The sequence below is a fragment of the Haloferax massiliensis genome (assembly GCF_001368915.1).
GTDB classification, from domain to species: Archaea; Halobacteriota; Halobacteria; order Halobacteriales; family Haloferacaceae; genus Haloferax; species Haloferax massiliensis.
Map to the genome: position 1 here is coordinate 132,922 of NZ_CSTE01000002.1, position 13,376 is coordinate 146,297.

A 13,376-nucleotide genomic window follows, 5' to 3' on the forward strand; every position below is an offset into this window, starting at 1 on the left:
CTCATTTATATAAAACGCCATTTATATTTCAGATATTCTTCTAATTGCACAAAACTCCAGAACGTGCTCTCCTAGTTGAGTTGTTAATTTAAGCCTCAACGGGTCTTGGCCAGACTCAGTAGAGATCGATACGCTATCTCGCCACATCTACGAAACTCCCACAGAGTGTGACAAGCTAGAGACTTTTGCGAAGGACACATCTCCCGTGTCTACGGTAGACCCGTCTTCGGGTTACCCAAGGACAACAAGAATGCACACCTTGCATCTGTTTTATCTGGGCAAACATAAGTGTCACCACGGAAACCTCGTTCAGTTTGGTGAGTTGGCGGAGCAGGTAAGCAGGCAACAGTGAATCTGTGAATACTGCCGGCAATGCGCCGTTTCTGACCTAGTCCAGACTGACCCACTCGCCGGCCTCGTCGGAGCGCTCGATGGCGTCGAGAATCGCCTGCACTTCGTAGCCGTCCTCGAACGACGGCGAGAAGTCGCCGCCCTCGGCGACCGCCGACAGGAACTCGTAGTTCTCGTGGACGAACGTGTGTTCCCAGCCGATGACGTGGCCCGGCGGCCACCAGTGGTCGAGGTAGGGGTCCGTCTCGTCGGTGACGAGCACCGTCTCGTAACCGCGGGCGTCGCCGGTTTTTACCTCCAGTTCGTTGAGGCGTTCGAGCGAGAACTGTAGGCTCCCCTCGGAGCCGTGAATCTCGATGGTGTGGTCGTTCTTGTGGCCGTCGGCGAAGCGCGAGGCCTCGAAGCTCCCGACCGCGCCGTTTTCGAACTCCGCCTGCGCGGTGTAGGCGTCGTCGACGGTCACGGGCCTGTACTCGTCCTCGCCGGGCACGGGTCGCTCGTCGACGAACGTCTGGAGATGCCCCGAGAGGCGTTCGATGTCGCCGGCGCGGTCGCCGACGAGGAACCGAACGAGGTCGACGGTGTGCGCGCCGAGGTCGCCGAGCGCGCCGGAGCCCGCGGCGTCTTCGTCCATGCGCCACGTCCACGGCGCGTCGGCGTCGACGAGCCAGTCCTGTAAGTAGCGCCCGCGGACGTGTCGAATCTCGCCGAGTTCGCCGTCCTCGATGAGCCCCTTCGCGTACCGGATGGCGGGGACGAAGCGGTAGTTGAACGCGCACCCGGCGACGCCGTCGGCCGCGCGGGCGGCGTCGCGCATCGCCTCGGCCTCGTCGAGCGTCGGCGCGAGCGGTTTCTCGCAGAAGACGCTGGCACCGGCTTCGAGCGCGGCGATGGAGGGCTCGGCGTGGAGGTGGTTCGGGCCGAGGTTGTAGAACACGTCCACGTCGTCGACCACGTCGCGCCAGTCGGTCGCCGTCGATTCGAAGCCGAAGCGGTCTGCGGCGTCGGAAAGCGCCTCCTCGTCGCGGCCGACGATGACCGAGCGCTCCACGTCGGGCGCGTCGGGGAAGAACATCGGCAGGCGGGCGAGCGCGTTGGAGTGCGCCTTCCCCATGAAGCGGTAGCCGAGGACGCCGACGGTGAGTGGTTCAGTCATTGTGCCACCTCCGTGCCCGATGCAGTACCGCGAGCGAGGCCGGAGGCCGAGTCTCGCGGCAGTTTTTGGTCCAGATTTTTGCGGTGAGCGGGTCGCGACGCGGCCCCGAACCGGAAAAAGGTGGGCCTGAAGCGGTAGCCGAGGACGCCGACGGTGAGTGGTTCAGTCATGGATTACTCCGCCCAGTAGGCGTCGCCGGGTTGCGTCTCGAAGACGGCGCGCGAGAGCACGTCGACGGCCTTTTCGAGGCCCTCCTTGGACGACGTGAGCGCGTCCTCGTGTTCGATGGAGAGCGCGCCCTCGTAGCCGACCATCCGGAGCGTCGAGACCACGTCCTTCCAGTGGCCCTCGTCGTGGCCGTAGCCGATAGAGCGGAACAGCCACGAGCGGTCGGCGGTGTCCGCGTAGGAGGTCGTGTCGAGGACGCCCTTGATGCGCGATTCGGACTCGTACACCTTCGTGTCCTTCGCGTGGAAGTGGTGGATGGCGTCCTCCTCGCCGAGGAACCGAATCGCGTCGGTGATGGAGATGTCCTGCCAGTAGAGGTGCGAGGGGTCGAAGTTCGCGCCGATGCGCTCGTTCGTCGCCTCGCGGAGCTTCAGCATGCCCGTCGGCTCGTAGACGAGCATGTTCGGGTGCATCTCGATGGCGATGTCGACGCCGTGGTCGTCGGCGAAGGCGGCGAGGTCGGACCAGTAGTCGACGGCGACCTCCCACTGGTAGTCGTGGGCGTCGGCGTGCTCGGTCGGCCACGGCGCGGTAATCCAGTTCGGCACCTCGTCGTTCGGCCCGCCGGCGGGGAGCCCCGAGAAACAGGTGACGGTGTTCACGTCGAGGGCGTCCGCGAGTTCGATTGCCTCGCGGAGTTCGGTGTCGGCCTCGGCGGCCGTCTCCTCGACGGGGTGCAGCGGGTTGTTGTGCGTGGCGAGCGCGCTGATCTGCAGGTCCCGGCTCTCGACCGAATCGAGGAGGTCGGCCTGCGCGTCGTCGTCCGCGAGGACGGCGCTCCGGTCGACGTGGTCCTCGCCGGGCCAGCCGCCGACGGCGAGTTCGACGCCGTCGACGCCGATACCCGACAGGTAGTCGAGCGCGTCGTCGAGGGGTTCGTCTCCGAGCGGGACGGTGAGCACTCCGATGTACATATCGACTACATATACTAGGAAGTGAATAAAAATTAAGGATACGCGCAAGGGGGCGTGGCTGCGGCGCGACGGCTCTCCAACCGGTGTCGAATGCGGCGCAGTCGGTCGGTTACCGGCGGAGGAACTCCGAGAGCTTCTCTCTGAGTCCGGCCTCCTCGCCGAGTCGGAGGTAGAACGCGGCCCCGCCGTCCTCGTAGTAGTTCTCGATGCGGCGGCGGACCTCGAAGCCCATCTTCTCGTAGAAGTCGAGGGCGTTCGTGTTCGTCGTTCGGGCGTGACAGGTCACGACCGGGTGTTCCTTTGCGACCTCGGCGACGAGGCGCTTGCCGTAGCCCTCGCCGCGGGCGTCGGGCGAGACCGCGAGAAAGAGGATGTAGCCGTCGCGCCGCGTGGAAGCGAACGCGACGAGCGCGTCGTTCTCGTAGAGGAGATACGTGTTCGCCCGGCGGTAGGCGTCCATGAAAAAGCCCCGTCGCTGTTTCAGGAGGCCTTCCTCGACCCGAATCCGCTCTTTCAGGTCCCACGCCTCCTCGGCGTACTCGCGCTGGCCGGGGGCGTCGACCCGCATCTCCACGTTGACGCTCACACCCGGTCGTAACCGGAGCGAGAATATAACTCCACCGTCCGTTTGGACGACCGGTCGACGCCGCCCCCCGACTGGATAGCGGGGCGACACGACCGGCGAACGGACCCCCGGGGAGCGAGACGCGCGCTCGCCGCCGACCGAAAGGACGAGGGTCGACGGCGTCCCTCGTCTCGGCATGGGATTTACGCTCCGCGACCACACCGCCGACGTGGCCGTCGAGGCCGACGGCGAGAGCCTCGGTGCCGTCTTCGCCGCCGTCGCCGACGGACTCACCGCCGCGATGTGCGACGCCCCCGCCGAGACGGGCGACCGATTTTCGTTCGTCGTCCGCGCGGAGAACCGCGAGGCGCTGTTGTTCGACTACCTCGACCAACTCATCTACGAGCGCGACGTGCGCGGGGTCCTCCCCGCGGCCCACGAGGCGGCCGTCCGGCGGGAGGGCGACGAGTGGGTCGTCGCGGCGTCCGCGCGGGGCGTCCCCTTCGCCGACGTGGACGCCCGCGACGTGAAGGCCGTCACCTACTCCGAGATGCGGTTAGCGGAGACCGACGCCGGCTGGGAGGCGTACGTCGTCTTCGACGTGTGAGTTGTCGGCTTCGTCTTCGTCGCCCTCGTCGTCCCCGGCGGCCGCGCGCCGCGGGCGCTCGCGGCGTGACGGAATCCTATTGAGTCGCCGCGTCGATTGTCCGGGTATGGAAACGCGCGAGTTCGGCGACATCGAACTGCGACGGGTTCGCGAGCACGTCTGGGAGATTCCGCGGGAGGGCGAGATGAACGCCCCCGCGCGGGTGTTGGCCTCCGAGGCGCTGCTCGACCACATCGGCGACGACAAGACGCTCGAACAGCTGCGGAACGCGACGCACCTACCGGGTATCGCCAACCACGCCATCTGCATGCCCGACGGCCACCAGGGCTACGGGTTCCCCGTCGGCGGCGTCGGCGCGACCGACGCCACGGACGGCTGTATCTCGCCCGGCGCGGTCGGCTACGACATCAACTGCGGCGTCCGCATGATGACGACGAATCTCACTTACGAGGACCTGCGGGGTCACGAGGAGGAGCTCGTCGACGCCCTGTTCGAGGCGGTTCCCTCGGGCCTCGGCGGCGGCGGCGTCGTCAAGGGCGACGCCGAGACCATCGAAGACATCCTCGCGCGCGGAATGCGCTGGGCGGTCGACGCCGGCTACGCCACGGAGGACGACCTCGCCCACTGCGAGGACGAGGGCTTCCGCGACGACGCCCGCCCCGAGTTCGTCTCCCAGAAGGCGAAGGACCGCGGCCGCAACCAAATCGGCAGCCTCGGCTCCGGGAACCACTTCCTCGAAGTCCAGCGCGTCACCGACATCTACCGCGAGGACGTGGCCGAGTCGTTCGGCCTCGAAGCCGACCAAATCGTCGTCCTCATCCACTGCGGCTCCCGCGGCCTCGGCCACCAGACCTGCACCGACTACCTCCGGCGCATCGAGAAGGAGCACAAGGACCTGCTCGACGAACTGCCGGACAAGGAACTCGCGGCCGCGCCCGCCGGTTCCGAGCTCGCCGAGGAGTACTACGGCGCGATGTGCGCCGCCATCAACTTCGCGTGGGTGAACCGACAGCTCATCATGCACCGCACGCGCGAGGTGTTCGCCGACGTGTTCGACCGCGACTGGCGCGACATGGAGATGCGTCTGCTGTACGACGTGGCGCACAACATCGCCAAGAAGGAGGTCCACGAGGTCGACGGCGAGGAGCGCGAACTCTACGTCCACCGGAAGGGCGCGACGCGGGCGTTCCCCGCGGGCCGGCCCGAACTCCCGCCCGCCTACGCCGACGTGGGTCAGCCGGTCATCATCCCCGGCAGCATGGGCGCGGGGAGCTACGTCCTCCGCGGCGGCGACCGGTCGCTCGACCTCACCTTCGGCTCGACGGCCCACGGCGCGGGCCGACTCATGAGTCGGACCAAGGCGAAACAGGAGTACTGGGGCGAGACGGTGCAGGACGAACTCCGCGAGCAGGAGAAGATATACGTGAAGGCCCAGTCGGGCGCGACGGTCGCCGAAGAAGCGCCGGGCGTCTACAAGGACGTCGACGAGGTCGTCCGCGTCTCCGACGAGTTGGGCATCGGCGACAAGGTCGCGCGGACGTTCCCCGTCTGCAACATCAAGGGCTGAAGTCCCCGACGTCTTTTCGCGTCAGGCGACGGTGGTTCCGACCGCGCGGCGCTTGTAGAAGTAGTACGCGAGCGCCGCGAGACCGACGAACACCGCGGTCACGCCGTCGCCGACCGCGCCGCCGGAGAGGAAGGCAGAGACGACGCTCCCGAGGCCGAGCGCGAGCACGAGCAGGCCGCCGCCGAGAATCCACGCCCGCGAGTCGCGGCCGACCTCGTCGTAGTGGCCGCTCTCGATGAGCGCCATCTCCTTTCTGTGTTCGAGGTAGACCACCGCGCCGGCGAACGCGAAGATGACGACGGCGAGGGCGACGAACGGGACGAAGAACAGCGCGTCGCCGAGACCGAACGAGGACTGAATGGGAACCATGCGTGAGTAATCGACGCGTGAGCTATTGAATACGAGCTGATGCGTGCTCGCACGACGTGGGCAGTCTCGCCGTCGAGCGACTACGTGACCGGGCGACCGAGTGTGCGTGCGAGTCGCGCCGAAGGTTCAGAACCCCCCGGGGCCGCGCGGCCCCGCGTTCGGTCCGCCGGGTCCGGCCGGCCCCGAAGGGCCTCGCCCGCCGATGACGACGTAGTCGCTCTCGGGGACCGCCTCGACCTCGCGGCCGTCTTCGTATCTGACGAACGAGAGGTAGAACTCGCGGCCGCACGGCGACTCCAATCCGGGGTGCTCCACGTCGTCGGCGTCGACCACGTCGCCGGTCCACGACAGGCCGGGCGCGTCGCTCTCGCCGCAGGAGAGCCGGACGCCGTCGGCGTCTTCGAAGTCGTCGGTCGGGTCGACGTACGACCAGCCTTCGAGGGGGTACGGCGTCACCGACTTGTCGGCCAGGTAGCCGTCGCGTTCGAGCTCGACGACCGCGCCGCAGTGCGGACAGTAGTACGAGACCGGAAATCCCATAGATGAGCGTAGGACTCGGCGGGCTTAACGCCCGCGCCGAAACGGGGATTTATCACGGATTCCGCGACCAGCGCCGCCGTGCGTTGAGCATCGCCGCCGGGCGAGACGCGGGAGCGCGGCACGCCGCCCGGCGGAGCGGCCGTGCCGCCTGTTCGCCCCTGTTCTGACGGGCTTCCGGCCCCCGGCTCTCGTCTCAGACGCCGGAGGGGCCGCCGTCGACGTATCTGAAGGCGATGCCGGCGCGGTCGGCCGTCACCTCGTCGCGGGCCGAGTCGCCGACGAACACGGCCGAGTCGGGGCCGACCGCCATGCGTTCGAGCGTCGTGAGCAACGGTTCCGGGTCGGGCTTCTGCGTCGCCACGGTGTCGCGGCCGACGACGGCGTCGACGTGGTCCGAAAGGTCGTGCACGTCGAGCGCGACCCGGCAGGCGTCCTCGGCGTTGAGAGAGCAGACGCCGGAGGGGACGCCGTCCTCGGCGAGGAGGTCCGCGAGCGGGAGGCGGTCGGAGAGCCGCGCGCCCTCCCGCTCGTGCGCCGCGATTTCCCGCTCCAGTTCGTCGCGGACGCCCGCCTCGTCGGCCGCGTCGAGCATCTTCCAGAGGTCCAGCGAGTCGGCGTCGACGCCGGCGTCCCGCAGGACGGCCGCGGCGTCGCGGGCGGTGTCGTTCCAGTCGACGCGGAGGTCGACGAGCGTCCCGTCGAGGTCGTAGACGACCGCGTCGAACGCCGAGAGATCGGGGAGCGTCATTGCCCGCAGTAGGGAACCGCGGGGAAAAGACGCTTCGGGAGAAGGCCTATACGGAAACCCGGCGTCGCTTCCTGCATGGCATCCCCGCTCCGCGAACGCCTCGCGCCGGTCCTCCCGTCGCTCGTCGTCGCGGCCGGCGTCTTCCTCCCGTGGATACAGGTCGACCCGGCCCACGAGGGGCCGGTCATCGACGTCTACTACGGCGGCATGGGAAACGGGCTGGAACTCGTTCACGGCATCGTCCTCCTCCCGACGGTCGTCGTGCTTTCTCTCGCCGCGCTCGCCGGACGGCGGTCCCGACGCGCGGAACTCGTCGTCGGCGTCGTCGGGACCGTCGCAGTCCTGCGGTTTATCCAGCTGTGGGACGAGACGTTCGTCTCGGCGGCCGGCGCGTGGGTGACGCTCGTCGGCTGTCTCCTCCTCGCGGGCGTCGCCGCCGCCGACGTGGTCCGCGAGCGAGGACTTCCGACGCTCGCCCGGAGTCCGTGAGCGACGCGACTGGCAGAAACAGAGGTCGGCTCGCCGGCTCGCGCGTTCAGTCGAGGAGCGACCGCGCGATAATCTCCTTTTGAATCTCGCTGGTCCCCTCGTAGATGGTCGTGATTTTCGAGTCGCGGTAGTAGCGTTCCACGTCGAAATCGGTGGTGTAGCCGTAGCCGCCGTGGATCTGCACGGCCTCGTTGGTCACGTCGACCGCGGCCTCGCTGGCGAAGTATTTCGCGATGGACGCCGCGGTCCGCGGGTCGTCGCCGGCGTCGGCGACGCGGGCGGCCTCGCGGACGAGCATCCGCGAGGCGTGGACCTGCGTTCCCATGTCGGCGATTTTGTGGCGAATCGCCTGAATCTTCGAGATGGGTTTGTCGAACTGCTCGCGCTCGTTCGCGTAGTCGATAGCGTCGTCGAGCGCGGCCTGCGCGAGTCCCACGGCCTGCGAGGCGATGCCGATTCGGCCGCCGGTCAGGATTCGGAAGGCCGCAGAGAGGCCCTTGCCCTCCTCGGTGAGCCGGTTTTCGGCCGGGATGCGAACGTCGTCGAAGATGAGCGCCGTCGTGTCGGACGCGCGGAGGCCGAGTTTCTCCTCTTTCTTGCCGACCTCGTAGCCGGCCGATTCCGGGACGAGGAACTGCGTGACCGACGAGGGGTCGTCGGGGTCGGTCTTGGCGAAGAGGATACAGACGCCGCCGCGCTGGCCGTTCGTTATCCACTGTTTTTTGCCGTTGATGACGTACTCGTCGCCCGCTCGTCGGGCGACCGTCGACATCTCCGCGGGGTTCGACCCGGCGTCCGGCTCGGAGAGGCCGAACATGCCGACCGGCCGGCCGCGGGCCATCTCGGGGAGCCACGTCTCTTTCTGCTCGTCGGTGGCGAACTCGGCGATACACTCGGTGGCGAGACAGTGCACGGAGAGCGCCGTGGCGACGGCAAGCTGGCCGTAGGCAACCTCCTCGTTGACGACGGCGTAGGTGGCGCGGTCGGAACCGAACCCGCCGTACTCCTCGGGGACGGTCAGCCCGGTCAGGTCGAGTTCGGCGAGACCGTCCCACACGTCCTCGGGGAACGTCTCCGTCTCGTCGGCCTCGCGCGCGGTCGGGCGAATCTCCTCGACGGCGAACTCGTGGACCACGTCGCGGATGGCCCGTTGCTCGTCGGTCAGACCCGTGGCAGACCCTACGGTTTCCATGGTGTTGAGTACGGACCATCATTGAAAAAGATGATCGAAGCGTCGGGCGTCCGCCGGGCGTCAGCACACCACAGTCTCGGCCGCACCCGGGCGTCACTCAGTCGCGTAAGTACGCCAGCACCTCGTCGGCCGGCGCGCCGAGACCGCCGCCCTGCGCGAACGGCGCGTCGGACTCGCCGACGGCGACGAGCACGTCTACGTCGGCTCCGTCGCGGGCCTGCTTGGCGGCCTCACCGACCTCGTTCGCATCGAAGCCGGAGACCGCGCCGACGTTCCACGTCAGCCCGTCGCGCTCGACCGTCTCGAAGTCGGCGAGTCGGGAGCGAAGCACCTCGGATTTCAGGTCGGCGAGTTCGGACTCCAGTTCCTCGCGGGCGGCCGCGGTTCCGGCGGCCGACTCCCCCAATCCATCGAGGTTCGTCCCGAGCGCTCGGGCGGCCTCGTAGGCGGACGTTCGGACCGCGGCGCGCCGGTCGATGGCTGACGGACCGACCGCGAACTCGACCCGGGTGAGTCCCTCTCCGGGATTCGACCGGCCGAGCACTTCGACCGGCCCGATTTCCACGGTGTTCGAGACGTGCGTGCCGCCGCAGGCCGCCCAGTCCCAGCCGTCGATGGAGACGACTCGGACCTCGTCAGCGTCGGCGAAGACGCCCTCCTCGGTCTTGACGTTGAACGCGATTTCCTCGCGCTCGCGGGCCTCCGAGACGGGAATCTCCTCCCACGACACCTCGCGGCTGTCCCACACCGCCCGGTTGACGAGACGCTCCAGTTCGACGAGCGCGTCGTCGTCCACCTCGGTCGAGGTCTCGAAGTCGACGCGCACCTTCTCCGCGGAGATGTCGAAGCCGCCGTAGCCGAGGTCGTCGAAGATGCGGCGACCCGCGCCGTAGAGGACGTGACTCGCGGTGTGGGCCCGCATGCAGTACGTCCGGAAGTCGTCGTCGACGACGCCGGTCACCTCGTCGCCGACGCCGAAACCGGGGTCGGCCGCGAGGTCGTGGACGACCGCTCCGTCGGCGTCCGTGCGAACGTATTCGACGTCGACGCCGCCGAGAACACCGCGGTCGGCGGGCTGGCCGCCGCCTTCGGGGTAGAAGTACGTCTCGTCGAGAGTGACCGACCGACCGTCGACGCGCGTCACCGTCGCGTCGAACGCCCGGACCGTCGGGGAGTCGGCTGCGAGTGAGTCGGACATGTGCGCGTCGACACGCCCGACCGAGAAAAATCGTGCTACTCGTCGACGAGGGTCACGTCGAGGCGCTCTTCGAGCGCGCGGATGGCCGACCCGCCGACGTTCGCCCGCGTGGCGCGGCCCTGCTCGATGGCGAGCAGTTGCTTCTCGTCGAGGTCGAGTTCGTCGGCGAGTTCGGCGAGTTGGAGGCCGGCGTCCTGCCGGGCGGATTCGACGACGCCGCCGTAGCCGGAAACGAGGTAGGGAAGCCGGTCTTTCTCGTAGTTCGTCCCTTTCTCCTCCCAGTGCTTGGAGTCGCCCTTCGCGCTGTCGTACATCTTCGCCGTCCGCTGGGCGGCGCGCTTCTTTCGGTTCCCCGAGGAACCGTCCCGGGAGGTGTCACTCGACCCGCTCTTTCGGTCGGCGTGGCGGTTCTCGCCGTGCGGCGCGCAGTCCGGACAGACCAACAGGTCCGCGCCGGCCACGTTCGCGCGCCGGAGCTTCGCGGTGCTTCGGCCGCAGAGTTCGCAACTGTCGCCGTCGCCGCCGCCACCGCCCCGGTTCGTCGAGTACTTGGCCATGCCGCGTGTTACTCGTTCGACCCTTTTAAACTCGCGGCACGGGACGGCGGTCGATGGTCGAAGTCGGGGGGCGGCACGGGCGCTGTCCGGTGAACAACAAGATACTCAGAGAGGTGTTCCTCACCGAGGAGCAGTTCAGAGAAATCCAGAGAGACGCATCTCTCTGTGGTGTAGTTTCGTGGAAGGATTGTGCGTGGGTGATGTCCGTGTAGGGACGTCACCTGCATCATTCGGCGGCTTCGCCGCCTCATTGCGGACTGTGAGTCCGCACATGCGATGCGTGGGACCGGATTTGAACCGGCGGACCTCTACAGGACAGCGCCCTCAACGCTGCGCCGTTGGCCTGGCTTGGCTACCCACGCTCGCTGTGTCTTACTGCATTCTCGTTTACCCCGTGGTAATTTAAATGACTTTCCTTTCGACTCGGCAATGTCGGGCGTTTGCAGGCGTCGCACCGCGGGGGACGACAGAACGATTTTGGCCCCGCGGCACCGGGATACGCCCATGGAGTTCCGAGCACGCGACCACGTCCGCGGACTGACCGCTCTCCTCTCGGTGCTGTCGCTCGCGCTCGTCTTCGGCGCGGCGCTCGGCGCGATTCCCCGCGCCGCGATCCCGGTCGCGCCGGCGGCCGCGTTCGACGCGATTCCGCACGTGAACGCGGTCATCAGCACCGTCGCCATCGTCACCATCCTCGCCGGCGTCCGGTTCGTCCGGCGCGGCGAAATCGAGCGTCACCGGCGCATGATGCTCGCCTCGTTCCTCCTCTTCGCGACGTTCCTCGTCCTCTATCTCTACAAGGTCGTCGTTCAGGGGACCGCCGAGTTCCCCGGCCCCGACGCAGTCTACCGGTTCGTCTACCTCCCGACGCTGGCGATTCACATACTCTTGGCCATCGTCTGCGTCCCCGTCGTCTACTACGTCCTGTTGCTGGCGTTGACGCGGCCGATAACGGAGGTCTTCGGCACCGAACACGCCCGGTTCGGCCGCGTCGCCGCCTCGCTGTGGCTCGTCTCGTTCGTCCTCGGAAACGTCGTCTACGCCCTCCTTTACGTCGTCTACTGAGGCGGGAGTCGCCGAGCACCGCCGCTCGGCCGTTCAAAGGGAGTACCCGTCCGACGCCCGCGGCTGGCGCGCGGCCCGAGGGCCGGTGCGGACGGGCGGTAGTACGCGGTGCGACCGGCAGGTCACAGAGACGGGATGTGCGGGCCCTCCCGCGGTGTTACACCACCCCGTCGATTCGCACTCCGTACTCCGCTCGCAACCCGGTCCTCGGCGAGTCGGAGTACGGTTCGAACGACGGGCGCGAGAGAAAAGAAAGGCCGCGTTGATTATGCTATCGAGGCTCTCGGTGACTGTCAGGCGGAGCGATAGGTCGGGGGGACGAGACGGGGGAACTCAGTCGCTCAGCGGCGCTTCGGCACCGACGACGGGACGGCTCACGTCGCGGTCGGTCTCCTCGCCGTCGATGTCGTAGGGGTACTCGCCGGTGACACAGCCGAGACAGAGGTCGGCGCGGGACTTTTCGAGCACCTCGGCGACGGAGTCGATAGAGAGGTAACCGAGGCTGTCGGCGTCGATAGTGTCGCGGACCTCCTCGACGGACTTGTCCGAGGCGATGAGCTCCTCGCGGGTGGCCATGTTGATGCCCATGTAGCAGGGCGCGACGATGGGCGGCGCGCCGATTCGCATGTGGACCTCGGTCGCGCCGGCGTCGTACAGCAGTTGGACGAGTTGGTTCGAGGTCGTCCCGCGGACGATGCTGTCGTCGATGAGCGTCACGGACTTCCCCTCGACGGTGCTCTTGATGGGGTTGAGCTTCAGGCGGACGGCGCGCTCGCGCTCGTCTTGGGTCGGCATGATGAACGTCCGACCGACGTAGCGGTTCTTCATCAGCCCCTCGGCGAACTCGACTGTCGCGTCGTCTTCCTGCGCGGCCTCGGCGTAGCCGGAGGCGAACGCGCGACCCGAGTCGGGGACGGGCATGACGACGTCGGTGTCGACGCCGTTTTCCTCCCAGAGCTTCCGGCCGAGCCCGCGGCGGACCTCGTAGACGAGCGTGTCGTTCATCACGGAGTCCGGGCGGGCGAAGTAGATGTGTTCGAAAAAGCAGTGGGCCGTGTTGTCGCGTTCGACCAGTTGATACGAGTCGAAGCCGCTTCCGTCGGGGTCGAGCACGACGAGTTCGCCCGGTTTCACGTCGCGGACGAGTTCGCCGTCGAGCGTGTCGATGGCGGCAGACTCGGAGGCGAGCACGTAGCCGTCGTCGACTTTCCCGATGCAGAGCGGGCGGTTCCCCTCGGGGTCGCGCACGCCGAGGACCGTCTCGTCGTGCATGATGGTGAGCGCGTACGAGCCGTGGATGCGCTCCATGGTCCGCTTGACGGCGCGGACGAGGTCCTCTTCGAGGAGGTTGCGCGCGAGGTCGTGGGCGATGACCTCGGTGTCGCCCGTGGAGGTGAAGGCGTGACCGAAGTTCTCCAGTTCGTCGCGGAGTTCGTCGGCGTTGACGAGGTTGCCGTTGTGCGCGAGGCCGAGCGACCCCGACTTGAACGAGACGGCGAACGGCTGGGCGCACGACTTCGACACGTCGCCGGCGGTGGGGTAGCGGACGTGACCGATGCCCGCCTCGCCCTTCAGGCCGTCGAGGTCGTCGGCACCGAACGCGTCGCCGACGAGACCCATCTGGACGTGACTGTGCTGTTGGAACCCGTCGTGGGTGACGATGCCTGCGGACTCTTGGCCCCGGTGCTGGAGGGCGTACAGCGAGTAGTACAGGGGTCGTGCGGCGTCTCGACCGCCGAGTGCGACGCCGACGACACCGCACTTCTCGGTCGGTCCGCCGATGTGGTGGTGGGAGTCGTCCCGCCCAGTTACCATGGAAGACGATAGAGA

At 67.6% G+C, this 13,376-nt stretch carries 15 protein-coding genes and 1 tRNA gene; 5 read left to right on the plus strand and 11 right to left on the minus strand.

Annotated features, from left to right (window positions below; translation table 11 throughout):
- Nucleotides 1-388 precede the first annotated feature (388 nt).
- The 3 genes from BN996_RS04785 to BN996_RS04795 all read right to left on the minus strand — a co-directional run bounded on the left by BN996_RS04785 (nucleotide 389) and on the right by BN996_RS04795 (nucleotide 3,235).
- Nucleotides 389-1,507, minus strand: coding sequence for a Gfo/Idh/MocA family protein (locus BN996_RS04785; protein ID WP_089777420.1), 1,119 nt, complete (start codon nucleotides 1,505-1,507; stop codon nucleotides 389-391).
- 173 nt (nucleotides 1,508-1,680) lie between these two features.
- Nucleotides 1,681-2,649, minus strand: coding sequence for a sugar phosphate isomerase/epimerase family protein (locus BN996_RS04790; protein ID WP_089777421.1), 969 nt, complete (start codon nucleotides 2,647-2,649; stop codon nucleotides 1,681-1,683).
- A gap of 109 nt (nucleotides 2,650-2,758) precedes the next feature.
- On the minus strand, nucleotides 2,759-3,235 hold the full coding sequence (locus BN996_RS04795; protein ID WP_042662716.1) for a GNAT family N-acetyltransferase: 477 nt from the start codon (nucleotides 3,233-3,235) through the stop codon (nucleotides 2,759-2,761).
- 175 nt (nucleotides 3,236-3,410) lie between these two features.
- On the opposite strand from BN996_RS04795, the gene BN996_RS04800 reads away from it, so the two are divergent.
- Both BN996_RS04800 and BN996_RS04805 read left to right on the plus strand, forming a co-directional pair.
- The gene (locus BN996_RS04800; protein WP_089777422.1) at nucleotides 3,411-3,821 is read left to right on the plus strand and encodes an archease; all 411 of its coding nucleotides are present in this window, start codon (nucleotides 3,411-3,413) and stop codon (nucleotides 3,819-3,821) included.
- Nucleotides 3,822-3,927: 106 nt separating this feature from the next.
- Nucleotides 3,928-5,388, plus strand: a complete 1,461-nt coding sequence (locus BN996_RS04805) for an RtcB family protein (protein WP_089777423.1) — start codon at nucleotides 3,928-3,930, stop codon at nucleotides 5,386-5,388.
- Between the two features lie 21 nt (nucleotides 5,389-5,409).
- On the opposite strand, the gene BN996_RS04810 is transcribed toward BN996_RS04805, so the two are convergent.
- The 3 genes from BN996_RS04810 to BN996_RS04820 all read right to left on the minus strand — a co-directional run bounded on the left by BN996_RS04810 (nucleotide 5,410) and on the right by BN996_RS04820 (nucleotide 7,045).
- Nucleotides 5,410-5,757: a hypothetical protein gene (locus BN996_RS04810; RefSeq protein WP_042662718.1), complete on the minus strand. Its 348-nt coding sequence runs from the start codon at nucleotides 5,755-5,757 to the stop codon at nucleotides 5,410-5,412.
- 126 nt (nucleotides 5,758-5,883) lie between these two features.
- A complete protein-coding gene (locus tag BN996_RS04815; RefSeq protein WP_089777424.1) occupies nucleotides 5,884-6,297 on the minus strand; it encodes a DUF7969 family protein in 414 nt (137 codons plus the stop codon).
- A 193-nt stretch (nucleotides 6,298-6,490) separates the two neighbouring features.
- Nucleotides 6,491-7,045, minus strand: coding sequence for an HAD family hydrolase (locus tag BN996_RS04820; RefSeq protein WP_089777425.1), 555 nt, complete (start codon nucleotides 7,043-7,045; stop codon nucleotides 6,491-6,493).
- A gap of 75 nt (nucleotides 7,046-7,120) precedes the next feature.
- Here BN996_RS04820 and BN996_RS04825 point away from each other — a divergent pair, with 75 nt between their 5' ends.
- Nucleotides 7,121-7,534 (plus strand): hypothetical protein, encoded by a 414-nt coding sequence (locus BN996_RS04825; RefSeq protein WP_089777426.1) that lies wholly within the window; start codon nucleotides 7,121-7,123, stop codon nucleotides 7,532-7,534.
- A gap of 46 nt (nucleotides 7,535-7,580) precedes the next feature.
- Here the strand turns inward: BN996_RS04825 and BN996_RS04830 are convergent, their stop codons facing one another.
- The 3 genes from BN996_RS04830 to BN996_RS04840 all read right to left on the minus strand — a co-directional run bounded on the left by BN996_RS04830 (nucleotide 7,581) and on the right by BN996_RS04840 (nucleotide 10,481).
- A complete protein-coding gene (locus BN996_RS04830) occupies nucleotides 7,581-8,726 on the minus strand; it encodes an acyl-CoA dehydrogenase family protein (RefSeq protein WP_089777427.1) in 1,146 nt (381 codons plus the stop codon).
- A 97-nt stretch (nucleotides 8,727-8,823) separates the two neighbouring features.
- Nucleotides 8,824-9,924, minus strand: a complete 1,101-nt coding sequence (locus BN996_RS04835; RefSeq protein WP_089777428.1) for an alanyl-tRNA editing protein — start codon at nucleotides 9,922-9,924, stop codon at nucleotides 8,824-8,826.
- Between the two features lie 35 nt (nucleotides 9,925-9,959).
- Complete coding sequence (locus BN996_RS04840; protein WP_089777429.1) at nucleotides 9,960-10,481, minus strand: helix-turn-helix domain-containing protein; 522 nt, start codon at nucleotides 10,479-10,481, stop codon at nucleotides 9,960-9,962.
- Between the two features lie 53 nt (nucleotides 10,482-10,534).
- Here BN996_RS04840 and BN996_RS20010 point away from each other — a divergent pair, with 53 nt between their 5' ends.
- Nucleotides 10,535-10,693, plus strand: coding sequence for a hypothetical protein (locus BN996_RS20010; protein ID WP_167344106.1), 159 nt, complete (start codon nucleotides 10,535-10,537; stop codon nucleotides 10,691-10,693).
- Nucleotides 10,694-10,758: 65 nt separating this feature from the next.
- Here BN996_RS20010 and BN996_RS04845 read toward each other — a convergent pair.
- Nucleotides 10,759-10,843 (minus strand) — tRNA-Leu (locus BN996_RS04845).
- Between the two features lie 142 nt (nucleotides 10,844-10,985).
- Here BN996_RS04845 and BN996_RS04850 point away from each other — a divergent pair.
- Nucleotides 10,986-11,546: a DUF420 domain-containing protein gene (locus BN996_RS04850; RefSeq protein ID WP_089777430.1), complete on the plus strand. Its 561-nt coding sequence runs from the start codon at nucleotides 10,986-10,988 to the stop codon at nucleotides 11,544-11,546.
- Between the two features lie 333 nt (nucleotides 11,547-11,879).
- On the opposite strand, the gene purF is transcribed toward BN996_RS04850, so the two are convergent.
- Entirely contained in the window at nucleotides 11,880-13,361 is a 1,482-nt protein-coding gene (gene purF, locus BN996_RS04855) for an amidophosphoribosyltransferase (protein WP_004969405.1), read from the minus strand.
- Nucleotides 13,362-13,376 lie beyond the last annotated feature (15 nt).

Bases quoted from the DNA above. Each gene is read 5' to 3' on its own strand.
- BN996_RS04815 (WP_089777424.1), bottom strand. From the start codon at position 6,297: ATGGGATTTCCGGTCTCGTACTACTGTCCGCACTGCGGCGCGGTCGTC.
- BN996_RS04790 (WP_089777421.1), bottom strand. From the start codon at position 2,649: ATGTACATCGGAGTGCTCACCGTCCCGCTCGGAGACGAACCCCTCGAC.
- BN996_RS04805 (WP_089777423.1), top strand. From the start codon at position 3,928: ATGGAAACGCGCGAGTTCGGCGACATCGAACTGCGACGGGTTCGCGAG.
- BN996_RS04810 (WP_042662718.1), bottom strand. From the start codon at position 5,757: ATGGTTCCCATTCAGTCCTCGTTCGGTCTCGGCGACGCGCTGTTCTTC.
- BN996_RS04840 (WP_089777429.1), bottom strand. From the start codon at position 10,481: ATGGCCAAGTACTCGACGAACCGGGGCGGTGGCGGCGGCGACGGCGAC.
- BN996_RS04820 (WP_089777425.1), bottom strand. From the start codon at position 7,045: ATGACGCTCCCCGATCTCTCGGCGTTCGACGCGGTCGTCTACGACCTC.
- BN996_RS20010 (WP_167344106.1), top strand. From the start codon at position 10,535: ATGGTCGAAGTCGGGGGGCGGCACGGGCGCTGTCCGGTGAACAACAAG.
- BN996_RS04800 (WP_089777422.1), top strand. From the start codon at position 3,411: ATGGGATTTACGCTCCGCGACCACACCGCCGACGTGGCCGTCGAGGCC.
- BN996_RS04785 (WP_089777420.1), bottom strand. From the start codon at position 1,507: ATGACTGAACCACTCACCGTCGGCGTCCTCGGCTACCGCTTCATGGGG.
- BN996_RS04830 (WP_089777427.1), bottom strand. From the start codon at position 8,726: ATGGAAACCGTAGGGTCTGCCACGGGTCTGACCGACGAGCAACGGGCC.
- BN996_RS04825 (WP_089777426.1), top strand. From the start codon at position 7,121: ATGGCATCCCCGCTCCGCGAACGCCTCGCGCCGGTCCTCCCGTCGCTC.
- BN996_RS04835 (WP_089777428.1), bottom strand. From the start codon at position 9,924: ATGTCCGACTCACTCGCAGCCGACTCCCCGACGGTCCGGGCGTTCGAC.
- purF (WP_004969405.1), bottom strand. From the start codon at position 13,361: ATGGTAACTGGGCGGGACGACTCCCACCACCACATCGGCGGACCGACC.
- BN996_RS04850 (WP_089777430.1), top strand. From the start codon at position 10,986: ATGGAGTTCCGAGCACGCGACCACGTCCGCGGACTGACCGCTCTCCTC.